This is a genomic window from Niallia laureatilytica (assembly GCF_046613985.1).
GTDB lineage: Bacteria > Bacillota > Bacilli > Bacillales > Cytobacillaceae > Niallia.
Window position 1 is genome coordinate 86,650 of record NZ_JBKKHP010000002.1, and the last position, 24,574, is coordinate 111,223.

General features: G+C 39.0%; 25 protein-coding genes. 13 read left to right on the top strand and 12 right to left on the bottom strand.

What is annotated here, in order from left to right:
• Positions 1-131: 131 nt before the first annotated feature.
• From ACLIJJ_RS05650 to ACLIJJ_RS05680, 7 genes are all read right to left on the bottom strand, one after another.
• Entirely contained in the window at positions 132-758 is a 627-nt protein-coding gene (locus ACLIJJ_RS05650) for a metal-dependent hydrolase (protein ID WP_233317323.1), read from the bottom strand.
• A gap of 122 nt (positions 759-880) precedes the next feature.
• The gene (locus ACLIJJ_RS05655; RefSeq protein ID WP_411410651.1) at positions 881-1,780 is read right to left on the bottom strand and encodes a PucR family transcriptional regulator; all 900 of its coding nucleotides are present in this window, start codon (positions 1,778-1,780) and stop codon (positions 881-883) included.
• A gap of 175 nt (positions 1,781-1,955) precedes the next feature.
• A complete protein-coding gene (locus ACLIJJ_RS05660; protein ID WP_233317321.1) occupies positions 1,956-2,126 on the bottom strand; it encodes a hypothetical protein in 171 nt (56 codons plus the stop codon).
• A 42-nt stretch (positions 2,127-2,168) separates the two neighbouring features.
• On the bottom strand, positions 2,169-3,353 hold the full coding sequence (locus tag ACLIJJ_RS05665; RefSeq protein WP_237940764.1) for a YheC/YheD family endospore coat-associated protein: 1,185 nt from the start codon (positions 3,351-3,353) through the stop codon (positions 2,169-2,171).
• A complete protein-coding gene (locus ACLIJJ_RS05670) occupies positions 3,350-4,714 on the bottom strand; it encodes a YheC/YheD family endospore coat-associated protein (RefSeq protein ID WP_233317319.1) in 1,365 nt (454 codons plus the stop codon). Before ACLIJJ_RS05670 ends, ACLIJJ_RS05665 begins: the two co-directional genes overlap by 4 nt.
• Positions 4,692-5,786, bottom strand: coding sequence for a YheC/YheD family endospore coat-associated protein (locus tag ACLIJJ_RS05675; protein WP_237940766.1), 1,095 nt, complete (start codon positions 5,784-5,786; stop codon positions 4,692-4,694). Before ACLIJJ_RS05675 ends, ACLIJJ_RS05670 begins: the two co-directional genes overlap by 23 nt.
• Positions 5,779-7,179 carry a YheC/YheD family endospore coat-associated protein gene (locus ACLIJJ_RS05680; protein WP_233317317.1) on the bottom strand — a complete coding sequence of 467 codons (1,401 nt, stop codon included), beginning with the start codon at positions 7,177-7,179 and terminating at the stop codon, positions 5,779-5,781. Before ACLIJJ_RS05680 ends, ACLIJJ_RS05675 begins: the two co-directional genes overlap by 8 nt.
• A 284-nt stretch (positions 7,180-7,463) precedes the next feature.
• Between ACLIJJ_RS05680 and ACLIJJ_RS05685 the strand changes: the two genes are divergently transcribed.
• Positions 7,464-7,817, top strand: coding sequence for a YlbF/YmcA family competence regulator (locus ACLIJJ_RS05685; protein WP_233317316.1), 354 nt, complete (start codon positions 7,464-7,466; stop codon positions 7,815-7,817).
• Positions 7,818-7,901: 84 nt separating this feature from the next.
• Here the strand turns inward: ACLIJJ_RS05685 and ACLIJJ_RS05690 are convergent, their stop codons facing one another.
• Positions 7,902-8,099, bottom strand: coding sequence for an alpha/beta-type small acid-soluble spore protein (locus ACLIJJ_RS05690; protein WP_233317315.1), 198 nt, complete (start codon positions 8,097-8,099; stop codon positions 7,902-7,904).
• 211 nt (positions 8,100-8,310) lie between these two features.
• Between ACLIJJ_RS05690 and ACLIJJ_RS05695 the strand changes: the two genes are divergently transcribed.
• The 10 genes from ACLIJJ_RS05695 (at position 8,311) to ACLIJJ_RS05740 (ending at position 21,211) form a co-directional block, all read left to right on the top strand.
• On the top strand, positions 8,311-9,177 hold the full coding sequence (locus tag ACLIJJ_RS05695) for a Cof-type HAD-IIB family hydrolase (RefSeq protein WP_233317314.1): 867 nt from the start codon (positions 8,311-8,313) through the stop codon (positions 9,175-9,177).
• Positions 9,178-9,339: 162 nt separating this feature from the next.
• Positions 9,340-10,836, top strand: a complete 1,497-nt coding sequence (locus tag ACLIJJ_RS05700) for a coproporphyrinogen III oxidase (RefSeq protein WP_411410652.1) — start codon at positions 9,340-9,342, stop codon at positions 10,834-10,836.
• A gap of 193 nt (positions 10,837-11,029) precedes the next feature.
• Entirely contained in the window at positions 11,030-12,328 is a 1,299-nt protein-coding gene (locus tag ACLIJJ_RS05705; protein ID WP_411229470.1) for an NCS2 family permease, read from the top strand.
• Between the two features lie 124 nt (positions 12,329-12,452).
• On the top strand, positions 12,453-13,352 hold the full coding sequence (locus ACLIJJ_RS05710) for an ABC transporter ATP-binding protein (protein WP_233317311.1): 900 nt from the start codon (positions 12,453-12,455) through the stop codon (positions 13,350-13,352).
• Positions 13,345-14,589 (top strand): ABC transporter permease, encoded by a 1,245-nt coding sequence (locus ACLIJJ_RS05715; protein WP_233317310.1) that lies wholly within the window; start codon positions 13,345-13,347, stop codon positions 14,587-14,589. The genes ACLIJJ_RS05710 and ACLIJJ_RS05715 overlap by 8 nt, the downstream gene beginning before the upstream one ends.
• 120 nt (positions 14,590-14,709) lie before the next feature.
• Complete coding sequence (locus ACLIJJ_RS05720) at positions 14,710-15,579, top strand: S66 family peptidase (RefSeq protein ID WP_233317309.1); 870 nt, start codon at positions 14,710-14,712, stop codon at positions 15,577-15,579.
• Positions 15,580-15,643: 64 nt separating this feature from the next.
• Entirely contained in the window at positions 15,644-16,858 is a 1,215-nt protein-coding gene (locus ACLIJJ_RS05725) for a metallophosphoesterase family protein (RefSeq protein WP_411410653.1), read from the top strand.
• Positions 16,859-16,861: 3 nt separating this feature from the next.
• On the top strand, positions 16,862-19,858 hold the full coding sequence (locus tag ACLIJJ_RS05730) for an ATP-binding protein (protein WP_411410654.1): 2,997 nt from the start codon (positions 16,862-16,864) through the stop codon (positions 19,856-19,858).
• A gap of 52 nt (positions 19,859-19,910) precedes the next feature.
• The gene (yhaM, locus tag ACLIJJ_RS05735; protein ID WP_237940779.1) at positions 19,911-20,879 is read left to right on the top strand and encodes a 3'-5' exoribonuclease YhaM; all 969 of its coding nucleotides are present in this window, start codon (positions 19,911-19,913) and stop codon (positions 20,877-20,879) included.
• Between the two features lie 131 nt (positions 20,880-21,010).
• Positions 21,011-21,211 (top strand): sporulation YhaL family protein, encoded by a 201-nt coding sequence (locus ACLIJJ_RS05740; protein ID WP_233317393.1) that lies wholly within the window; start codon positions 21,011-21,013, stop codon positions 21,209-21,211.
• A 38-nt stretch (positions 21,212-21,249) separates the two neighbouring features.
• On the opposite strand, the gene ACLIJJ_RS05745 is transcribed toward ACLIJJ_RS05740, so the two are convergent.
• Positions 21,250-22,134 carry a peptidylprolyl isomerase gene (locus ACLIJJ_RS05745; RefSeq protein ID WP_233317305.1) on the bottom strand — a complete coding sequence of 295 codons (885 nt, stop codon included), beginning with the start codon at positions 22,132-22,134 and terminating at the stop codon, positions 21,250-21,252.
• A 358-nt stretch (positions 22,135-22,492) separates the two neighbouring features.
• Here ACLIJJ_RS05745 and ACLIJJ_RS05750 point away from each other — a divergent pair, with 358 nt between their 5' ends.
• Together ACLIJJ_RS05750 and ACLIJJ_RS05755 are read left to right on the top strand one after the other, a co-directional pair.
• Entirely contained in the window at positions 22,493-22,576 is an 84-nt protein-coding gene (locus ACLIJJ_RS05750; RefSeq protein ID WP_060670486.1) for a YjcZ family sporulation protein, read from the top strand.
• Between the two features lie 52 nt (positions 22,577-22,628).
• A complete protein-coding gene (locus ACLIJJ_RS05755) occupies positions 22,629-22,721 on the top strand; it encodes a YjcZ family sporulation protein (RefSeq protein WP_127736325.1) in 93 nt (30 codons plus the stop codon).
• Between the two features lie 101 nt (positions 22,722-22,822).
• On the opposite strand, the gene ACLIJJ_RS05760 is transcribed toward ACLIJJ_RS05755, so the two are convergent.
• The 3 genes from ACLIJJ_RS05760 to ACLIJJ_RS05770 form a co-directional block, all read right to left on the bottom strand.
• On the bottom strand, positions 22,823-23,002 hold the full coding sequence (locus ACLIJJ_RS05760) for a hypothetical protein (protein WP_233317392.1): 180 nt from the start codon (positions 23,000-23,002) through the stop codon (positions 22,823-22,825).
• 157 nt (positions 23,003-23,159) lie between these two features.
• On the bottom strand, positions 23,160-23,705 hold the full coding sequence (locus ACLIJJ_RS05765) for a DUF3267 domain-containing protein (RefSeq protein ID WP_233317304.1): 546 nt from the start codon (positions 23,703-23,705) through the stop codon (positions 23,160-23,162).
• 187 nt (positions 23,706-23,892) lie between these two features.
• A complete protein-coding gene (locus ACLIJJ_RS05770) occupies positions 23,893-24,462 on the bottom strand; it encodes an HTH-type transcriptional regulator Hpr (RefSeq protein ID WP_233317303.1) in 570 nt (189 codons plus the stop codon).
• Positions 24,463-24,574: the final 112 nt, after the last annotated feature.

A 24,574-nucleotide genomic window follows, 5' to 3' on the forward strand; every position in this document is an offset into this window, starting at 1 on the left:
ATAATGTAACATGTTTGGGAACGTTTTCAAATTGGCGGTTTGCATGAAAAAAACCAGTGTTGTTTTGAGCAAGTTGCACTAAAGCGCTTTCTTTTTATAAAAAAAGAGAGGAACTGTTTGTCCTCTCCTTGTCAAAATTCCTTCGATGAGAAGGGAAGAAATAATTTAACTCCTCTTCTGTTAAATGGGAAAATCGACATATCTGCTACAAGATGGCTGATATAAGCTAATACACATGTCCAAAACACACCATCAATTTGCAGAGATTGTGCAAAATGAAACGATATGTAGGCAAAATAAACGGTTCCAATGATGGAATGTGTATAGCTTCTATGCGGTACGAATGAAGCAATCAATATAAAGACAGCCAAAAGGATAAGCCAGTATTCCTGAAGGGAAACCCCGCCAAACAAAACACCAGCGCCAGTGATTGTTAACATATGCCGCTGCTTAATTAAACTAGAAACGAGTATGATGGCAATCCCTGCACCAATGCTGAATAACAGCTCTGACGCGCTTCCGGCATAAATACTGTATAAAATCATCAATGCTCCAACTGCTTGGGCAATGGATCGAAACACCTTATGGGAAATCGTAATTTTGTTGCTTAGCTTGCCGTCAATGTCCATATCAGGCATCAGTGCCGAAATACCGCCAATCCCGACTAAAAGCAATGTAGTGGAAGGGGAGGCATCAAAATAATTCGCCGCTGCGAATCCAACCCCTGCGCCAATACAAGAATGTGCTGTACCTTTCAACTATAATCCTCATTTCTTTCTAGCATATAAACTAGCATTCTAGTGCTCTATTATATGCCAAGAAAAAAGAGTTTACCAGTTAATAAATGGAAACATACGTTCTTGTGAAAGATTTGTTTCTTCTAAGCCTTTTTTTGGCTGAAATATAGGCAGGCTAAATAGGCGGTAAAGAAGTTATGATAATTTTTTAAAGGCAATCCGGTTTTTTCAGTGAATTTGTCTAATCTGTATTGCAATGTATTGCGGTGGATAAATAGTTTTTTTGCTGTATTTGTATTATGTCCGTTGTTTTCAATGAATGTTTTAATTGTTAACAGCAATTCCTTATCTTCCCCTAAGATAGAGAACCAGTTTTTAAATGGCTCCAGCTCATGCTGATCAAGCCTGCTTATTAATAGATGAGGAAGGATTGTTTCAAAGGATAATACTCTTTCAGAAGAAATCACAGATAAGCCGGCTGTGAAAAAATCCCGTTCCTGAGTAAAGACGGTAGGACTTTCCATTGTGAAGGGCAGGATTTTTCCAATATAAAAGGTTATCGTAAAATAAAAATCGGACTGCAGGGCTTCAGCAAAAGAGGAATATTCCTCATCCTCAAGAAAGTGCCCGTCTCGCTCTAAAATACTTCCTCTATTAGCACCATTCCAAATAATGATGCTGCTGCTGTGAATAAATCCTTTGAATACAGTTTCTACAGCTTCTTTATCAATAGGAGTGTTATTTATTTGAAATTGTATAACCCGGAAATTTTTACATACTTTTTCTGGCATGCTACCGCCGAAAAATAAGAATTGGCTCCATTTAAAGTCCTCTGTATTTTCCTTGTTGTTTTTCGGTAAATAATGCTGAAAAAGCGTTTTTAATAAATCAAGTTGAGAATCGTTCATCTCATTTTTTTGAAAGCCAAACCACCCATTTTCCCCTTCAATGTGAAACCAATGGTAGTCAATTAGCTGTGGTTGAGAAGGAGGTGCAGACTGCTCTACCGCACCTGGAAAATAGGTTAATAATTTTTGTTTCATCGTCATTCCTCCATTTAGAGATGAAAGCGTTTGAAAAAGTAAGCAAGTACGATTGCTTCTTTTTACCTAAAAACTGGCCTGTGTAAAGTGTAATCGTTACCATTATCTTATTATAGTTACAGAAAAACGGCAATCAAAAAAACACAGTCTAATAATGACTGTGTCGAATGAAAGCTCATTTATTAGGGGGAGCTTCTTCTCCAAGTTCCCTTGCTTCTTCAATATTTGTGCTAGTATCGTGACGAAAGACTTTTCCGCCAGACATCCCTTCGTTTATCATTCTGTCGATGTCTAAATAAGCTTCTTTTTTACCTTCATATTGCAGGTCATCGTTTTTATTTCCCATAAATATCCCTCCTGCCGTTAGAATGTGTCAGGAAGGTGTATTTCATTCTTGCTGTTTAAAGCCAGCAAGCTCATAAAAAAGCTGGGCTAGCTGTCTGCAGCGGTTCGTTTCAATTTCTGGCTCATCAAATAACATCGGTTTAGAGTTTACTTCAAAAATATAATAATTGCCTTGTTTATCCACACAAGCGTCAATGGAAAATTCTCCGAAAAATCCATGCTGGCTTGATAATAATGCTCCGCAATGTTCAATAGCAAGCTTAATAAAGTGATCATGTTTTTTTGTTCGCACAGCTTCATATGGAATGATTTTTCCACCTGCAGGCACATGTGTTGTGACATCTTGAAGGGAGGACTGTCTTATACCAACTCCCGTTAAGCGGTAATTACCGTCGAGATAAGTAGCCAGTATTCGAAAATCAAAGCGTTGTCCATCGAAAACATCCACATCTATTTCTTCCTGAACAATATATTCCTTAGAAGTCCATTGTGGTAAATAATCCTCGATAATTTCCTGTAATGTATGAAAGCTTCTTGTCCCTTGAATGTCTCCGAGGAGGAAGGAATTATCAGGATTTCTAGTTAGCCTGTATAAATCCTTGCCTTTAGAGCCTGAAGCAGATTTAACATAAATGGAACCATGTCTTTGGAGGAAATCAATCAGTTCTTGTTCAGATTGAAGCAGTGCGGTTTCAGGGAGAAACTTTGCTAATATTTCCTGTTGCTTTAATGCTTGATATAATGCAAATTTATGAATAAAATGCGGATTGAAAAATGGTATGTCAAAGCTTTTGATGATAGAAATAGCTGCTGCGAAATGATCGCCATCCTCTGTTTTGCGGAAAGGCACACGATTATATATAACATGGGGAAGAGGGGTTGTTATAGGAAGCCATTTATCTTTAGCTGTGACATACGTAAAACCGTCAATTTTAGTATTTGTCAGTCTTTCAGGAGGAAAGACGACAATCATTCCCCCAAAAGAATCTAGTTCTCTTTGCAGCTTTTCAAATAAAGACCGGTTGCCGATTAGCTTGTTTTTGGAATTGTAGGAAGTCAGTATGCCGACAATGGGGCCTGCATTGTTTGCCTTGTAGATCATTTTAAATGGCTGGAACTCTTTAAGGAAAGGGAATAAAGGCAGCAACGGAAGCTGATTGCTTCCGAAGGTTAATCCAGGCTGATTAAAATGCCAACTCTTTGCATTGCCATCATAGTAAATATTCATTTAAATATATCCTCAGGCTTTTTAATGCTCTGCTCATACAAGTAGATGGCATATTCTAGCGACATTCTTCTTGTCAGTAAGTCGTCTTTTTTTAGTGAACTGTGTTTAAAGATGCTTCTTCCAGGCTTAGAATTTGCTTCAAAAAGCCAAACTCTTCCTTTACGGTCTACTCCGATATCAAAGCCAATCTCTCCGATTGTTCCCTCCGTGTACTTCTCAAGTGTCTTAGATATTCTTAATGCAGAATTGATAAGCTTCTCTTTAAGCTGTTCCTTATCCTTGTCAACATCTAAGAGCTCGTCAATCGATTTAACAATACCGCCGCTATTCATATGTGTAGTTGCACTGCCTGCACCGGCAATTTTGGCGGCAATTGCGGTGACTTCCCATTTACCTTGTTTATTCTTATTAGTATGAACTCGGAAATCAATCGGTTTTTTCTCTGAGCGCATAAGATGAATGCCTTGTTGGACGAGAAGATTATTAATATTTGTTTTTGCTGTAATATGCTGTATCAGCTTTTCTAATGTATCGAATTTAAGCAGTCGTTTTTCTCCGCTCGGTTCTTTAAAACGTGTATAGTAGTTTTCGTCTTTCTTATTATAGATGACTTGATAGATTCCTTTTCCCAGGCTGCCATTTTTCGGTTTAATGTAAATATGCCCATAGTTGCTCAGCATTCGTTCTACGACAGAAAAAGAAGTGAAGGGAAGCGTTTCAGGCAAAAAATCGGCAATGCTGTTTTCTTGAAGCAGACGTTCATATATATCAAGCTTGTTAAAGAAGCCTGGATTATACCACGGAATCATATATTCCTGTTGAAGACGGTACTTTACCTTCTTTATTTTTGGCAAACTCTCTGTACGGCGATTAGGGATACGATCATAAATAACATCTGGAAACGGAACTTCAAACCGTTTCCAGCCATCATGATAAAACAGTCCGTTAATTGTGCCTTTATCCCAATCAATATGCTGGGCTCCAAATAAAAAGGCGGTGACACCTGCTGTGTTTTGGACAGCTAACAGCTTTGAAAAGATAATAGTGCGTTCACCGATTGGTTTGACCTCGACTGAGCTGAAGCCAGAGGTGAATATTCCAACAAGCGGACCGATATACAAGACATCTTTATCGTAAAAAACATGTAAGATAGGAAGAGTTGGCGGTATCTTTAAGGCTTGTATTAAATCTTCACTTATTCTAATTACATTGCCTCCGAATTTTTGGACAGCAATGAAAGCTTCTACCTTCATTGTTCCGAAGGCAGCCCGCTTAAGATTACTTGGTATTGATGCATCTGCAGGAAGGTAGATTGTATTAGTGCAATCATTTATCACTTCAATAGAGTAAAGTTTTTTCATTGCTGTTCCTCCTCTGTCCATCTCGCAGCATGGCTGCATAGGCTAGCGGAGCTTTATACAGCCTTTCACTCAAGTCTGGGTATGCCAGGAGAATGACTTTTCTGCCAGGCTTGCTGTTGACGTCGAGTATCCATAACGAGCCATTTTCGGTAATACCTATATCAACTCCTAACTCGAAGAGGGCAGGAAAGGATTGTTCTAATATAGGTGGGAGGCTAGAAAGAATGTCGTTTATTTCATTCTCAATAAAACTCTTCATTTTATAGGGAGCTGTATCAAGCCATTGTTTAAAAGGAATTACTTCTGCTCCTGCACTAAGATTGGAGATGATTCTGTCTTTGGCGCCAAGTCTTATCCCCTTTTCAATGATTTCCCATTTGTTTTGCCCATTTTTTTGCAGCAGTGCTCTAATATCAAACGGCTGTTTATCCTGATTGCATAAAGGTAAATAGCTTTGGCTAAAATAATCATTTTTCTGAAGCAGAGTAGTCAGCCAGCGTGAGAATTTTTCTTTATCTTTAAAGATATGTTCCACATGTCGCTCTTTTTTATCTGTTCTGACAAAAATGCGCTTATGTTGTTCTTTAATAAAATAAATGCCGTTTCCCTGTGAGCCGTTAATTGGTTTTAAGATAATCGGATTAACAAATCGCAAATCTTCTAATACTTCATCAGCTGAAATTACTTGTTTTGACTTAGGAATATAAGGGGCCAGCTTAGAAGCTTTCAATACATCATACAGCTTCAGTTTGTTTGGGAGCCCATTGCCAATAAAGACAATATCCTTTTTCTGTTTCAGCCACTCAACGATGTTTTTGCATTGTCTAGAATGAGAATTTTCTTGGTAATAGCAGCGGTCATATAAAAAGGAAGGGACGGGAAAGTCTTGTGTGAGCCAGCAGTTCTGCTCACTATCGAAAATCTTGCCAGATACCTTTTCTGTGAGAGGATTGTAGCTTGAAGGTACGAAATGATAAACATCAAAGGCCAGCGATTTTCCCAGTTTAGCAATTTCCGTGATATAGCTTTTTTCATTTTCTAATGAGAGTGACATGATTCCAAAACTAGACATCTTGTTGTTCTCCTTTTTTTATATGTGGAAAAGAAAGGCTCAAACAATATTCCAGTAATGCCTTTGTAGAAGGCCTTCCTTTATTTGTTGCCGAATCAAGATTTTTAGACGGTTTAGAATTGACCTCGATAATCCAAAGCCCGCCATGTATGTCAATGCCCATATCAATTCCGAGCTCGCCTAAGTCTCCGGTCATTTGCGACGACAGGGCCTCAGCTGTCTGAAGAGATATCTCTTTAAACTGTTGCTCCACCTGCTTAGCAGAAGCTTCACCAACTAATGCTTGAAGCACAGATTTTGATGAGATCATTTCTGCACCTTGATACAAATTAGCGACAAATGCTTCTGGCTGGGCACATCTGGCGACAATAGAGGTTATCTTCCATTGGTGCCGTATATCCTTATGGCAGAGAATTCTAAAATCAAGGGAACGATTATGATATTGTTGAAAGTTAATGCCTTCCTGACAAATATAAGCGCGTTTTTTAGTCAATTGCGAAAGCCATCTCCATAATTTATTAAATGAAGAAAAGAAGCGGATTTTTCCTTTTTCTTTACCAGAAGAAACGCTCGTTTTCCATGCATGTTCCTCGCGGCGTATCTGGATAATTTGCCGGCCTTGACTGCCATGAATCGGCTTTACATATAAAGTGCTGAATAGATTTAACATTGCTTCCAGTACCTCTTTAGAGAGCAGGTTCGTTTCTGGAATATATTTTTTTAATGCAGGAAGTTTGTTTAAGATTAAGGAGGTATCATATTTAGAAAAGAATTGTGCATTAAAGATAGGAATATTTCGTTTTTGCAAATCCTTTTTTAGGTCGTTAAATTGCGTTGATGCTTCTGCCTTGCGTATATGAATGCGATTATAAACAACATTGGGATATGGCAGGGCCGTCTTTTTCCAGCTGTCCTGCTGGTAAGAATAGCCTTCGACATATCCTTCTTTCCAATCATAAAGGCTGCATACATAAAGAATTCCGCCAAGGCGTGACAGCTCTTGCTGAAATTCCTCGCAAAACTGATGAATGGAACGGAAAGAAGGTCCATCTTCCGCAGAATCATGTGCAGGAGCATCTGTCAAAATGGCTATTACCGGCCCAAGTGTTAATGTCTGGCTCTGTTTATTGAAATGACTGAGCAGTGTTAAATCTTGATTTGGCACTGCTAATGACTGAAGCAAGCTGTCACAGAAAAATATCGCTTGCTTATCCTCATGTACAGGTTCAACTAGGACAGGAACTGCCGTGCTACCTAAGTTAAGCAGAACAGGATTATTGCGATCTATTTCCCAATGATGAACTAAGGAGTGGCTCAAACGTAGTACCGTCTCCTTGTTTGCTGGGAAGGAGGAATTTTCTTTCATATACAGGGGAAGCAAATTTAGTTTCATCGCAATTCCTCATTTGTAAGGTGAATTTTTTAGTTTAATTTTTCTTATAGGCTAAAGCTGATATGGTATCGTATGTTAAATGGAATGATTTGTGCATGTATCTAAAGGGATGAAGGGTACTGCAGACTTTTTGTGGGCATTGTTGAATTGCATGTGAATTTATATAATTGTCCGGTCTTAACAGCGAACACTTGTCCAGTCTTAAATGAAATAAAGGGTCTTATTGGCAATATGAAGCATAGTTTGATATAGTGGAGACAATTGTTAAAAAGGAGTTGTTAATAATGGCAGTAAACCTTCATGATTCTGCTTATGAACTAGAAAAAGCTATTCGTCAAAGTGATGAATATACAAACTTAAAAAAAATGTATGACTTGGTTAATGCTGACCCATCTGCAAAGGCCATGTTTGAAAACTTCCGCAACATTCAAATGCAGCTGCAGCAAAAACAAATGTCAGGGATTGAAATTACACAGGAAGAAGTGGAACAAGCCCAAAAGACAGTGGCATTGGTTCAGCAGCATGAGTCTATCTCCAAACTGATGGACGCAGAACAGCGTATGAGCATTGCTATTACTGAGCTTAACCAAATTATTATGAAGCCACTTGAAGAGCTTTATGGAGCTCCGCAGCAATAAAATAGCAGAAATACATAAGTGCCCAAAGCTATGCTTTGGGCACTTTTTCCATATTATAATGTTGCTTATTTAAACTAGCTTACATTAAAACTGAGTACCAGACAGCTGCTGCTGAGCCATTTGCACTAAACGCTTCGTGATTTCTCCACCAACAGAACCGTTGGCACGAGCAGTTGTTTCAGCACCAAGGTTTACTCCAAACTCAGTCGCAATTTCATATTTCATTTGATCTAATGCTTGAGAGACTCCAGGTACTAGTAGTTGATTTGAATTGTTTGACATTGTTGTTTCCTCCTTTAGTGATTGTCGGTGTTACAGTCAATAGTTTGTAACAGACAGAGATATCTATGCAGTTTACGAGTCTGTAAATGTTTCCAGCAACAAGCATAGATTGCATTGGTTAAAACGGATAATTCGTGAAAGCCGGTTCTAATACAGGTGGTTTTTTCATACATGTTTATAAAGACAAAACAACCTGAAATGGGGGAACAAGATGATTTATCGCTTATTAGCTTTAAATATTGATGGGACTCTTATCCAATCAAATGGACGTCTGAGCAAATCCACGAAGGATGCAATTGAATACGTTCAGCAAAAAGGAATATATGTAACATTAGTCACATCAAGAAGTTTGCCTTCCGCAAGAAAGGTTGCCAAAGCATTAAAGCTGAATAATTATATTGTGACACATCAAGGTGCACTTATTTCAGACAATGCCGACCAAACATTGTACGTAAACAGGCTGACTGATGAACTTACATATGAAATTGTCCGTTTCCTAGAAGGGTTTATTTGTCAGATTAGAATCGTGCATGAGAAATTTTCTTTAGCGAATAAGTCAAGGCTTAACCATAATATGCTTGCTAAAACAGTGTTTAACTCTGGCGATCCTGTGTTTTATTCCCATCAATTTGTAGAAGTTCTTAGTGAAGTTTTGCTGGAAGAACCTGTCAGCGCTCCGAAAATTGAGGTGTATTTCGAAGACAAGAAAGATTGTTTAGATGCTAAAGAGGTTTTAGACAAGATGTTTGATGAAATCAATATTGTCCAAATGAATGACCTTCGCTTAGAAGTGCTGCCTGAAGGTGTTAATAAGCTCAACGGGCTGCTGTACTTGGCAGAGCATCTCGGTATTAACAGAAGGGAAGTAGTAGTAATTGGCGACAGTCTTGATGATAAAGATATGATAGAAGCAGCCGGCCTTGGAGTAGCTATGGGAAATGCGCCAAGTGAGCTGAAATTTGCAGCCGATTGGGTGACAAGATCCAATAACCAGGACGGAGTTGCTTACATGGTAAAGGAGCATTTTCGTAAACAGCAGCCTATTGAGTTTCTGCGCAAAATGAACATTATTAAATAGCAATTATTATACTCATCTTAATAAACCAAAAAATTCCTTAGAGCGTAAGGAATTTTTTGTTTTTCTAGCCAATATTTTGACCTGGCTGGTCACTTTTTGTAGACTGAAGTATAATGGAATTTTAGAAGCTATTAACTATGATAATTAAAGGTGAATATAAAAATGAAATCAATTTCGATAAGCGGGTTACATGACGACCGACTAATCAGACCATTAGAGCATATCGGCAACTTGTTTTTTGAAGATACTAAGGTTGCTTTCGCTGAAGACGAAGCAGATATTTTAATACGTTTTGATGTTTCAGAAACAGACGACCGGTTTTTTGTTGAAGGAAAAATAGACGGCAAGTCAGCATTCGATTGCGAAAAAGCTGTAGCCGGTCTTGATGAAAAGGAAAGATTTAAGGAACAAAAGAATGCCATTTCACAAGTTTTCCTAAAGGTATTACAAGATTATACTGGCATGATTCAAAAATGGGGAATTTTGACGGGAATTCGCCCGACAAAGCTTCTTCATAAGCATATGCAAAACCAAACGCCAATCGAAGAGGCGCATCAGGCATTAAAGGATGAGTATTTAATGTCGGATGAGAAAATCGATCTCATGCAGCGCATTATAAACAGACAGCTTGCGGTTATTCCCGATTTATATGATTTGAAAAGAGAAGTAAGCATTTATATCGGGATTCCATTTTGCCCAACTAAATGTGCGTACTGTACGTTTCCGGCTTATGCTATAAACGGCAGACAAGGTTCCGTATTTTCCTTCTTAGGAGGTCTTCATCATGAAATAAAGAAGACTGGAGAATGGCTGAAATCTAAAAATATTAAGATAACGACCGTCTACTATGGTGGAGGAACTCCTACAAGCATAACTGCTGAGGAAATGGACATGCTTTATGAGCAAATGAATGAATCCTTCCCGGATGTGCAAAACATCAGAGAAATAACGGTAGAAGCTGGCCGGCCAGACACCATTTCTCCTGAAAAGCTGGAAGTACTGAATAAATGGAATATTGACCGCATCAGCATTAACCCACAATCGTATACACAACAAACATTAAAAGCAATCGGAAGGCATCACACTGTTGAAGAAACGATTGACAAGTATCATCTAGCCAGACAGCATGGAATGAATAATATCAATATGGACTTAATTATTGGCCTTCCTGGAGAAGGTGTGGAAGAGTTCCAGCACAGCCTTGATAAAACGGAAGAACTATTGCCTGAATCACTGACTGTTCATACATTGTCATTTAAACGGGCTTCTGAAATGACGAGAAATAAAGCGAAATATAAAGTTGCTGACAGAGATGAAATCCAAGAAATGATGAGAATGGCTGAAGTTTGGACAGACAAATATGATTATGTGCCATATTATCTGTACAGACAAAAAAATATTCTTGGCAATCTGGAGAATGTAGGATACTCCAAGGTTGGCCAGGAAAGCATTTATAACATCATGATGATGGAAGAACTGCAGACAGTAATTGGTCTTGGCTGCGGTGCTTCAAGCAAATTTATCCATCCAGTAACAGGAAAAATCACTCAGTTCTCTAATCCGAAGGACCCTAAAACATATAATGACAGCTTTGAAGAATATACAGACAGAAAATTAGCGCTGTTAGAAGAACATTTTTCAGCAGAAAAATCGTTTTAATACAAATAAAATTAGCGTTATTGAAGGAAGATAGAAAGAGCAGGACACTGCTTTTACTGTCTTCCTTTTTTCGTAGACTAAAGAAAACGCCAGCAACTTCTAAATAAAAGGCGAAGAAAAAGATTGCGTTTTTGTTAGAAAACGAATAATATAAAAGAGTTGTGTAAAAATGTTCGTTTTTTCGGAGGTATACATGTTTAAACTTAAAGAGAACAATACAAATGTGAAAACGGAAATAACAGCCGGCTTCACTACTTTTTTGACAATGGTCTATATCGTTATCGTTAACCCTGTTATTTTATCAAGTGCAGGCATTCCTTTTGACCAAGTATTTATGGCAACAATTATTGCTGCTGTCGTTGGTACACTTTGGATGGCCTTATTTGCCAATTATCCGATAGCTATAGCACCGGGTATGGGATTAAATGCTTATTTTGCTTATTCGGTTGTCGGAAGCCAAGAAGGCCTTGATTATACTGTTGCTTTATCTGCTGTTTTTGTTGCAGGAATCATCTTCTTAATTCTTTCTTTAACAACATTCAGAGAAAAGCTGATAGAGGCAATTCCGGAAAATTTAAAGCATGGTATCACTGCAGGTATCGGTTTGTTTATCGCTTTTATTGGTTTAAGACAGACACAAATTATCGTGGATAATGAGGAAAATCTTGTTGGTCTTGGTGACCTGCAGTCTCCCTCTGTTGTGCTAGCTTTAGTCGGTCTTGCTATCACAATTATTTTATTTGCGATGAATGTTAAAGGCGCCTTATTTTTGGGAATGATCGCAACAGGTATTATTGCTTTCTTTACAGGCCAGCTGTCATTTGATGGTTTTGCAGCTGTTCCTCACTTGCCAGAAGGACTAATTATCACAAATCCTTTCTCAGCAATCGGTGATGTTTTCCAGCATAGCTTATATGCAGTTGTGTTCTCCTTCTTGCTTGTGACAATCTTTGATACGACTGGTACGATGGTCGGTGTTGCTGAACAAGCAGGATTAATGAAGAATAACCGTCTTCCTAAAGCTAGACAGGCTCTGCTTGCAGATTCTATCGGAACTTCTGTTGGTGCTATGTTCGGGACAAGCCCGACGACTGCATTTATTGAGTCGACTTCTGGTGTTGCAGCAGGAGGAAGAACAGGACTGACTGGTGTCACGGTTTCTGTATTGTTTATTATTGCTGCTTTCTTTGCACCGCTTGTCAGCGCTGTTTCTGGCTTGTCTGCTATCACAGCTCCTGCCCTCATTATTGTCGGAAGCTTAATGATGGGAGCAATTGCACAGGTGCGCTGGTCTGAATTTGATGAAGCTTTCCCAGCTTTTCTTGTGATTTTGAGCATGCCGCTTACTTCAAGTATTGCAACAGGAATTGCACTAGGATTCATATCTCATCCGTTGCTGAAATTAGTGACAGGCAAGGGTAAATCTGTACACCCACTCGTTTATATATTCGCCGTATTATTTTTATACCAGCTCGTCTTTTTATCTCACTAGAGCATAAAAAGTCCCATGAAGTTTATTCTTCATGGGATTTTTTTTATTTTTGTCCAATCTTTACAGTTATTTGTGAAACCTTCAGCATATCTTTTCGTATGAATGAAAGAAGGAGGAGATCGGAATGTCATTAGAAATAAAAAATGTTACAAAAAGATTCGGTTCATTTGTTGCAGTCGATAATATATCCTTATCAATTCCAGAAAATGAAATGTTTGGATTTTTAGGAGGAAACGGTGCTGGCAAAACGACAACCTTTCGCATGCTGCTAGGCATATTAGATATTAGTGAAGGGACCATTACTTGGAACGGGAAAAGCATCAACTATTCGACAAGTCCAGAAATCGGTTATCTGCCTGAAGAAAGGGGACTTTATCCGAAATTAAAAGTAAAGGACCAGCTTATTTACTTAGCAAGATTGCGAGGAATGGATAAAAAGGAAGCGTTGACAGAATTGAAAGGATGGCTGGAACGCTTTAAAATATCCGATTATTTAGAAAAAAAGGTGGAAGAACTGTCAAAGGGTAATCAGCAAAAAATTCAATTCATCAGCGCTGTGCTTCATAAGCCGAAGCTGCTGATTTTGGATGAGCCGTTCAGCGGTTTGGATCCGGTTAATGTGGAGCAGCTGAAGACCGCCGTCATTGACTTAAAAAATTCGGGAACGACAATTGTATTCTCTAGCCACCGGATGGAGCATGTGGAAGAAATGTGTGAAAATCTTTGTATTATGCATAAAGGAAAGCCAGTCGTCCATGGGGGCTTAAAGGAAATTAAACGCAGCTTTGGGAAGAAAAATGTTGTTATTCATGCTGATTTCGATTTGGCCTATTTAATAAAGTTTCCTGGTGTTGTCAAGCTGAAGCAAACGACAGAAGGCGCTGCTCTCCAGATTGAAGGCGAGGAAATCGCGGAAAATATATTAAAGGATATCGTAGGAAAAGGCTTCGTCCGGAAATTTGCGTTAGAGGAGCCGACTTTAAATGATATTTTTATCGAAAAGGTAGGTGCTTCACTTGAATAGTTTCTGGATTATTTTATTGCATACGTATTGGACAAAGGTAAAGACAAAATCCTTCATCTTCACAACGGTTATTACATTGCTGCTTATTTTAGGCTTAACAAATCTCCAGTCCATCATCCAAGTGTTTAACGATGATGATATAGACAAGATTGCAGTCATCGACAACACAAAAGAACTATATTCATCTGTTGCCGCAATGTCAGAAACCCTTAACGAAGATATTGTGCTAGAGGATTATGTAGACGGTGAAGCGGAAGCGAAACAAAAGGTGGAGGACGGTACGTATCAAGGATTGTTAATTCTTGATTATGATAAGGAAAATCTGCCGCAGGGATCCTTCTACAGCATGGATATTACAGACTCCTCGACAGCAACCGGTATTGAGACATTGGTTCAGGCTGTAAAGAGCCAGCTTGCTGCAGCACAGTTAAATCTCAGCAGTGAACAGCTTGAAAAGCTTAATGAGCCTGTTGAATTTGAACATATTGCTCTTGAACAAAATGCAAAATCAGAAGAAGAGCTGAACCAGGCAAGAGGGCTTGTCTATGTCTTATTATTCCTTATTTATTTTGCAGTCATCCTTTATGCTAATATGATAGCGATGGAAGTAGCGACAGAAAAATCATCTCGGGTTATGGAAATTTTAATTTCCAGTGTGTCACCGATTAAGCATATGTTCGCAAAAATACTTGGTATTGGCTTGGTGAGTATAACACAATTAGTGGTGCTTCTAGTGGTTGGCTATTTTTCTGTTACAAATAATGAAGATATGAGCACACTTGATGGCTTTCTAGGCTTCAGCGGCATACCTGCAGCCACCATTATTTATGCTGTTTTGTTTTTTGTGCTTGGTTACTTTTTATATGCCACACTTGCAGCATTCCTCGGTTCTCTTGTCAGCCGAATCGAAGATGTTCAGCAGATGATTACCCCAATGACTTTAGTTGTCGTGGCAGGTTTTATGATTGCGATGTTCGGCTTAGGTAATCCCGATACGACATTCATTACGATTACTTCGTATATTCCGTTCTTTACGCCAATGCTGATGTTTATGCGTGCAGGCATGCTGAGCCTTCCGGTATGGGAACCGATCTTAGGAATGCTTATATTGGCCGTTTCTATCATCCTCTTAGCAGTCTTTGGCGGCAGAGTTTATAAAGGTGGAGTGCTGATGTACGGCAAATCGAATTCCTTTAAAGACATTAAAAAAGCACTGCAACTGACGAAAAAAGAATAACATCACAAGACTCACGAAATTCGTGAGTCTTTTTTTATTAATAGCAGGAAAAATATTTGGCGATTTCAGAGTCAATTCCGTACAATTAACAGTAGTCTTTTAGAAAGAAGGAATGTCAGGATGAGTATTTTACATAAAGGTGATAAAGTCGGATTTATTGCGTGCTCTGACGGCAGAGACCGCTCCAAATCAAACATATATTTAACATTAGAAAATATATTGGCACAGTTTAGTGTTCATGCCGTTTACGCGAAAACCTTTTATGCTGTCGGTAACACGCCATTCAGCGGTACACCAGAGGAAAGAGCAGCAGAATTAGCGGAATTATACCAAGATAAGGAAATAAAGGCCGTTTTTGATTTGTCAGGAGGAAATGCTGCCAACGAGCTGCTCCCATCTATCAATATGGAAGTAATTAAAGAAAATCCAAAGCCTTTTGTCGGCATGAGCGACCTGTCTGTCCTTAATAATGCCCTGTTTACATTAACTGGTGTTCCTAATCTTCATTATCAAACAACCAATTTACTGGGACCAGACAGTGCCTTTCAAATGGAATTGTTTACGAAAGTGTTTTTGGCTGACTGGCACAATCCGAATGAATTAGTAACATTTCCATATACATGGCTGCGAGGAAGCAGTATGGAGGGTACTGTTATTGGCGGAAATGCAAGATGCTTCTTGAAACTGGCTGGCACTCCTTATATGCCAAATCCAGAGGATAAGCTGCTTTTCTTGGAAAGCCTCGGTGGTGGACCGGCTGCGATTGCCTCTTATATTGCTCAGCTTACCCAGCTTGGTTTTCTTGAGAGATGCAATGGCATCCTGTTAGGTACCTTTACGGAGCTAGAGCAGAGTGCAGGCATGCCGACAGCAGAGGAGCTAGTGCTTGCTGCCACAGAAAAGTTTGGAATTCCTGTGGCAAAAACAGCTAAGTTAGGGCATGGGTACGACAGTCACTGTCTTCCGATTGGAATGAAACTTCAGTTATAACTTTTTTAGAACGTGCATTCGTATTTTAAGGATGATAATATAAAAGAAAAAGGAGGTGGTCATTATGGAGGAGATAACATTTATACATTGTGCAGACCTTCATTTGGACAGCCCTATGCTCGGGTTGAAAAATCTGCCTGCGCCTATACGAACACAGCTGCGGGAAAGCACCTTTACGTCGTTCAAAAGGATTGTTAATACTGCCATTGCCAAGCAGGTCGACTTCGTTCTTATTGCCGGGGATATTTATGATGGAGAAGACAGAAGCTTGAGAGCGCAAATATTTTTCCGGAAAGAGATGGAAAGACTGAATACCTCTGGCATTGAGGTATATATCATCCATGGAAACCATGACCATTTAAGCGGCAAGTGGCTGGAGATTAACTTTCCGGACAATGTACATATCTTTCCTTCCGAGGTCACTGTCTTTGAGCACAGAAAAAACAATGCGACAGTTCATTTATATGGCTTCAGTTATGAAGCGAGACATCTTTATGACAGAAGAGTAAACAGCTTTGAAAAAAAGGCAGGAGCAGATTACCATATTGGCATACTGCATGGCAGTTTGGAAGGAAACAGCGAACACAGTCCATATGCTCCTTTTAACTTACAGGAGTTAGCTTCAAAGGAGATGGATTATTGGGCATTGGGTCATATACATAAAAGAGCAATACTGCAAGCAGAACCGCCGGTAGTGTATGCAGGAAACATTCAAGGAAGGCATAAAAAGGAAACAGGAGAGAAGGGCTGCTACTACGTAAAACTAAGCAAGCTGGCTGCAGAGCTAGAATTTATCCCGACAGCGGCATGTTTATGGAAATCAGTTGAAATAGATGCAGCTGCAGCCAAAAACGTTGATGAGCTTTTGCGCTTATGTCAAAGCGCGCAAAATATCGAAAGAGACAATGGAGTACCTGTAATCATGTCCATTAATGCTGTTAACGCAGAAAAACTTGGCAGCTTCCACGCAGGAGAACTGCTGGAAATCCTTCAAGCTGACGAGTTGGAGGGATCGGATTTTGTGTGGGTGTCGAGCTTATCGATAACAGAACGCAGCAGCTGGGATAAAGAGCAGCTGCAAACAGAATCTGCTTTTTTTGCTGAGCTTTTTCAAGCTGTTACAGACTACGATTCAATCGCAGAAGCTGTTGCGCCGCTTTATCGTCACCCAGGTGCCTACCGATATCTTTCAGAATTAACGGAAACAGAGAAGCAAGAGCTAGCAGTAGAAGCGGAGCGGGTGCTTCTTCACATGCTGAACGGAGCAGCCAGGGGGTAAAATATGCGGATTAAAACAATAACTATTTACGGGTATGGAAAACTAGAGAATATAACGTATAATCTGGATGCAGATCTTCAAGTATTTTATGGAGAAAATGAAGCAGGCAAGTCGACGATCATGAGCTTCATCCACAGCGTTCTGTTTGGGTTTCCTTCAAAGGTTCAGACAGAGCTCCGCTATGAGCCGAAAAATCAAGCTAAGTATGGCGGTAAATTAACAGCATGGTTTCCTGAACATGGTATGGCAACAATTGAGCGTGTTAAAGGAAAAGCAGCCGGTGATGTTACTGTCATTTTGGAAAACGGCCGAAAAGGGCAAGAGGATTTGCTCGGTGAATTACTGCAGAGAGTAGATAAAGGTCTCTATCAATCGATTTTTTCTTTTAATCTTGATGGCTTGCAAAATATCCACGGATTAAAGAGCGAGGAGATTGGAAGATTCCTGTTTTCAACAGGTGTAATCGGTTCTGATCTAATAGCAAGGACAGATACAGAGCTGCAGAAAGAGCTGGATGCCCGCTTTCGACCAAATGGAAAAAAGCCAGTCCTAAACGAACTGCTGGTGTCTTTAAAGGATGCTCACCAACAGCTGAAAAATGCAGAAAAAACAAATGAGCAATACAGCGGGCTGCTGCAAAGAAGAGAGGAGCTGGCCCAAGAGCTGGAAGCAGAAGAAGACAATGCTGTCAGTCTAAAGGAAGACATTAATAAACTGGAGAGCTGGTTAGAAGCGGCTCCAATAGTAGCACAAACAGAGCTTTTAGAGCGTAAAGAGGAAAAGTATGCTGATTTGACGTTTCCCAATGCTGGTATGGACAGATGGGACCGAATCAAAGACCGAATCTTAACAGTCCAAAGCCGAATTCAGCATGTGCAGAACAAGATTAAAGGATTAGAAGACAAAGACAGGCAACTTCAGCCTAATGAGGAGCTGTTAGCAGCTACTGGAGAAATAACAGAGGCTAGCGGGAAAATGCCCGTCTATGAAGAGCTTCAAAAACGAAAGAACCAGCTGTTGAACCAGTTATCCTTATTGGAGAAGGAAATGGAAGTTTTGCAGGCGAAATTGCATGTGCCAATAACAGAAGAGGATATTTCTGATATTAATACGAGCATCTTTATGAAGGAGCAATGTGCAAATGCAGATGCCTTGCAAAAAAGGCTTAAGGCCTCCAGATTAGAGCTTGATGCGAGATTAAAGGAAGAACAGCAGCAGCTCGAAAGCATGGAAAGGGAAACCGCTGAACTGAAAAGTCGACTGCTTTCAGAGGATAAGCGCAAAGAGCTAAAAACACAGCTTAAAGCAGCGGAAAACATAAGCTGGCATAAAGAAAAGCTTGCAATTCTACAGAGGGATATCGAAAGCGTCCAAAAACAGCTTGAGGCTAATCGGAAAGTCCATCTTGCAGCTAATATGCAGTTTCTGTTCGTTCTAATCATGCTGATTGCAATCGGGCTGGCAGGTGCAGCTGAACAGCTCCTATACTTAATGCTTGCAGCCTTGTTAGGCAGTATTGCAGCCATTCTTTTCTTTTTTAATAGAAGGAAGGCAACGAAGAAAGAACGGTCAGAGCTGCAAAGAAAAGCAAAAGAGCTAAAGCGGGATAAGGCTGGCATGAGAGAGGAAACTGGCGGTTTTGAATTGCCTGATGCATTTTCAGCCAAGCATGCCTTAGAGAAGGATAATCAAGCAAGAGAAAGCTACAGCTTACATCTAGTAAAGCTGGAGCAGCAAACGAAGGCGTATGAGAGAATTTTAAGCGGCTATGAAAGCTGGGAACAGCAATACAGGGAGCATCAAACTGTTCTTGCAGAACTTGGCGATACATTGAGGATACCTGCTTCTCTCGCATATGATTATATTTACGATGCTTATTTGCTGTTAGACGAATGGAAGGTAAAGCTTAAGGATAAAAGGGCGGTTATTGAGGAAATAACGGCAATAGAGACAGAGTTAGAACTTATTGGAGCGCGAATCTCCAAACAGTATGAAAAATTCTTCTCCTTTAAAGCAGACTCACTTGCCCAAATGTCTAACCAGTTAATGAATGCTGTGAAAGAAGAAAATGAAAGAAAGATTTATTGGCAGGAGAACAACCGGGCGTTAGAAGAATGCAGGCAGGAGTTGCATGGGTTAGCAGGAGAGCTGTCGGTATTTTCCGCTGAAACCGAAGCGCTGCTCGACATTGCTGAAGTGAAAACAGAAGAGGAATACCGGAAAAAGGGAGAGTTATATGCAGAAAAAATCGAGCTAGAGCAGAAGCTTTCCACACTAAAGCAAAAACTTGAGCATTTTCGTCTAACACAGGAAGAGATCGAGTTTCTTCGCACAATCGATGAGCCGGAACAGGAGCAGTTACTGTTAACTGAAAGGTTAGCGGAAACAAAAGAAAGAATAAAACAGATTATGAAGGCCAGTGCTGAAAATCAACTAACCATAAGTCAAGCCGAAAGCGGCGGAACGTACACAGAGAAATTGCATCATTTCAAACAGCTGCAGGATGAGTTTCAAGAGGAAGTAAAGATATGGGGAAAATTTGCTGCTGCCAAGCACTTCTTGACACAAACAGTCAATGTCTACAAAGATAAGCAGCTCCCAGTTATGCTGCATAAGGCAGAGGAGTATTTTGCTATTTTAACAGACAATCAATACGTTAGAATTTTGCCGAAGGAAGAAGGCATCGGCTTTTTGGTGGAAAGGGAGGATAACACCTTTTTTGAAGCAAAAGAGCTGAGCAGGGGAACAGCAGAACAGCTTTATGTGGCGCTTCGACTTGCCTTGACACAGACATTTTATCAGAAATATCCGCTGCCGATTATTATCGATGACAGTTTCGTCAATTTTGATAATAAACGGACGAAGAAAGTGCTTGAGCTTTTAAAAACTTGCAGAAATAATCAGCTGCTCTTTTTTACATGTCATACCCATCTATTGGAGCATTTTCCTGATGGTCAAATACATTCTCTGCTGCTGCCCTCTTTAGAGCGAGACCGTTAATATAGATAGTGTTATACTAGGAACGAATAGATTAAATAAAAGATTGTACAAGATGAAAAAGGAGCGAAAAGCCTTGGATAAAAAAGGAATCCTACACTATGCGGTTGGGGACCAGTTTGATTCACATTTATTAATAAAAAGTTCAGCGAGAGCAATGGCCAGCAATGGCAAACCTTTCTTAACATTAATTTTTCAGGATAAAAGCGGAGAAATAGAAGCAAAGCTGTGGGATGCTACTGATGAAGATGCACAGTCTTATCAGCCCCAAACAATTGTGAGAATAAATGGAGACCTCCAAAACTACAGAGGCAGGCTGCAGCTAAGAATACGCCAAATAAAGGCAGCATCCCATGAGGATAGTGTACGCTTATCTGACTTTATTGAAACAGCACCGCTTGAAACAGAAGAAATGCAGGCGAAAATTAATCAGTATATCTTTGATATGAAAAATCCTAACATCCAGCGGATTACAAGACATCTCGTGAAAAAGCACCAGCAAGCATTTTTAGAATATCCGGCTGCAACAAAAAATCATCATGAGTTCGTTTCAGGACTTGCTTATCATGTTGTTAGCATGCTTGATTTAGCTAAGTCTATTGCCACTCTTTATCCGAGCCTTGATACAGACCTGCTGTACAGCGGTGTAATCCTTCATGACTTAGGGAAGGTGCTTGAACTGTCAGGTCCAATTTCAACGACTTATACAGTGGAAGGAAACTTACTTGGACATATTACAATAATGGTAAATGAAATTGGCAAAGCAGCCGATGAACTTAGTATTAAAGGTGAAGAAGTAATGGTCCTTCAGCATCTGGTGCTTTCACATCATGGAAAAGCAGAGTGGGGCAGCCCGAAAGCTCCACTGATTAAAGAGGCAGAAATTCTTCATTATATAGATAATCTGGATGCTAAAATGAATATGCTAGACAGAGCGCTTGAACGTGTTCAGCCAGGCGAGTTTTCAGAAAGAATCTTCCCATTGGAAAACCGTTCCTTTTACAAACCTTCTTTCCATAAATAATAATTTAATCCTATGGTCTCCTTTTAATAAAGGAGACCTTTTTTTTGTTTAGTGAGGGCTTCTGCGAAAAGGTGAATATTCTAGTTTATCTAGCATATGATGTAGTAATTAAGAGGAAGGGAGTTAATAGTATGTTTGAGATTCCGATGTGGGTTCTGTTTGTATTAGGAGGTATTGCTGTAAGTGCATTTATGGCTGTTAAGACAGGAAAAGAGGACAAGCAGCAAGAGAATGAATATATCGAAAAGGAAGGAGAAGTATATATTAAGAGGATGGAAGAGGAAAAACAAAAGAAAAGCGGAAATACTCAAGAACGCGCATATGAAAATTAAAGGGAAACTAGAGTATATCTCTAGTTTCCCTTTTTTTGTTAACTGCCTGAAGTTGTGTTTGTTGAACCGCTTGTAGACGTTGCATCAAGCAAGGACTCTAAGTCCTTATCCTCGATTTTTACATCTGCATCCTTTAGTTCTTTTTCCATGGCACTGTTGATTGTATCAGATGTAAGCTTGGACACTTTTAATTCATATTCCATGTCATCCTTTACATCTTCATATTTGCCTTTTTTCTTTTTATCTGTTACTTGAATTATATGGTAGCCATTTTCTGTTTTGACTGGATCACTGATTTCGTCTACATCCAGCTTGTATGCTGCCTCTTCAAACTCAGCAACCATTGTGTTAGCACCGAACCAGCCTAAGTCACCGCCATTTTCTTTAGAAGCAGTATCTGTAGAATATTCCTTCGCTAGATCTTCAAATTTTTCGCCATTATCAAGCTTCTTTTTGACTTCTTTTGCTGTTTTTTCATCAGCAACAAGAATATGACGAGCTTTAATTTCAGGCTTATAGTCATCGTAATATGCTTTAATTTCATCTTCTGTTACATCAACTTCTTTAACTGCGGCTTTTTCTTGAAGCATTCCAGTCTTAATCATCGAACGCAGCTCATCTTCATCCTTATAACCATATTGCTGAAGGGCCAATTCGAAGTTATCGCCAAGCTGTGATTTAATGCTATCAACTCTCTCGTCTAACTCTTCATCGGATACGTCATACTTATCTTCAAGTACTTTCTCATATAGAAGGGACTGCAGTACAGTCGTACCGTATTTTTCCTTCATCGCATCGTAGAGTTCATCTTTAGTAATATCACCTGCATCTGATTTTACAACTGCGTCTGAACCACCATTGCTGCATGCGCTAAGTCCAATGATGCCAGCAGCGAGAGAGATGGATAGTAGCCTTTTTTTCAAGTTAAACACTCCTAAGTTAGTTTTATCTGTAACATCCATCATTACTATATCATAAATTTTCAAAAGAGCAAAAATCCCTTTTAATGTAAAAGAAAAACGATAGGCAAAAGCAACAAATTAAAAATTGGGTAAATGTCCTGTTCCGTTTTTAGGTCCTAGACATATGATACATTGAGCTTGAAAAACAGCTTAAAGAATTAGCCGGTGGCTTATTCGTGCTGAATTGTGCAAAGGGTCAGGATGGGGGCAGCTTAGTATGCTGCATGTAACTGACTTTTGGCAAGCAAGTCTTTAGTCTTATTAGACTTAAACCATTTATCAAAAGGATACAGTAGCAGCCTTAAAAGGAGGTGTTACTATGGGTCATGCATACGGCGGAGGATTTGCGTTAATCGTAGTACTTTTCATTCTTTTAATTATTGTTGGCGCTGCTTGGCTGTAAGAGCCAAAGTAATGCAGAACATGAATTCAACTGATAGAAAGGAGGAGTCTTCATGTCAGGTACAGGTGCATACGGCGGAGGATTTGCATTATTAGTGGTGCTATTCATCTTGCTTATCATTATCGGAGCAAGCTGGGTATACTAATACTCTCTAAGAAAATAAAAGCAGCGATGAATAATCATCGCTGCTTTCCTTCCAATAAAGGGATATGAAGCACCTTGTTAGGAGCATATTGTCCGTTTATGTCAACTAAATAATAAATCAACATAGGAAGAAATCAAAAGAATCGTTATAAGGACATTGATTGTGCGGAAAACCTTCGGCTGTTTCTCTTCCGGGATTTCCTTTTGTGCGCATAGTGCATTTGTCATTCTATTAATATTATATAATATTAATATGGCTAAGATAATAAAAATGGAGATCATCATTGATTCCCTCCTTAAAACAGAATTATTGTATGATACTTACAATATCAAATTAAGGGATAAAAAGATAGTATTATATCCTATGATATGTCAATTAAATACATGCATCCTTTTCCTTTATTATCTTATGTCCTGACCGCAAGTGTTGCCTCCAGCATTAGCTGACATTGCTGACCAAAATTTCAATGCCATCTTCATTTTCTTCTACATAGCATGACCTTGGAGATTTCCATAAGCTTTTTATGCGAATAAAATCAGGTACACACATCCCGAAATGATAGGCAAACAAAATTAAGAAATAATGGACATAATGAGGAAACAGGAAACAGCAAATGACCAATGCAGTGTTAATGACGAGCATCGGCATAATCAAAGCAAATATAAACTGAATTTTCCCGATTGGGTCTGCTGCCCTAATACATATTAACGGAAAAATACCATAGTGTATATCAATTGATTTTTTTATTTTTTTGCCTAAATGGACAACCGGCAGAAAGTGCAGCAATTTATGAGCAGGATAAACGAGCAGAAATGCTGCCATAAAAGGTAAAAAGTAGTTGTCATTTAAACTGTTATACCCAAAAAATGCAATTGTCGGAGTGTAAAGGAACAAAAAAGAAAAAACCATTGTTAAGGAAGACATAAAAAGTATGCGTTGAAAGCCGTACTGTTTATGAAAATTAATTGTCTTCCAGCAGTTCATAAAGTAATCACCCTCCAAAAGGAGAAATTTTCTAGTTTAATAAAACTCACCTTGCTACTTTACGACGAATAGGGCAAAAAATCAATAGTTGTTTTTGATTATTTACTGGTGTTTTAAAACAAAAAAAGATAAGACTCTGTCTCATCTTTTTTTTGCCCTTTATTCCATTTTTACGAGTATATGTGGATTACTTCATAGGCGCCGGTTCTTTATGTTTAAGCTGCCCATTTTGTTCAACGAATGAATCTTCGATATTGTTGAAGGAGTTTTCGAATATTTCCATGAAGTTGTCTCCATAAATATTCTTGACGATTGTCATCATTTCCAGCAATTCTGGAAATTTTCCATATAAGTTTTTGATTGGCAATGCAGCTGAATATGCTGAGCTGTTGTCAGGATTGTATTCCTCCATGATATTAAGGAACAATTGCTCACCTTTTTCTGTGAGACAAACATAAGTGTTCCGTTTATCATTTTCTTTTTTGGAGAACTGCAGCAGTCCTCGTTCTTCTAATTTCTTAGAGAAGTTAAAGGCTGTTGAGACATGCATTACCCCAAAATTGGCCACATCTGATATGGAAGCGCCATTTAACTGATAAGCTATCCATAAAATATGATGTTCATTGATATTAAGATCATACGGCTTAATCCAATTTTGCCAATCCTTTTCAATTGATTTCCATAGTGCTTTACTGAGTTGTCCTACTCTTTGAGTAAACATTAAAGCTTCCTTCATCGAGCATTCTTTTTCATTCATCCCCAAATCTATTCACCTACTTTTCTATATTTATAATCATTATGCCAATAAAACAAAAATTAATAAAGAAAAAATAAGCGAAATTTTTAGAAATAAGCATATTTTTTGAAAG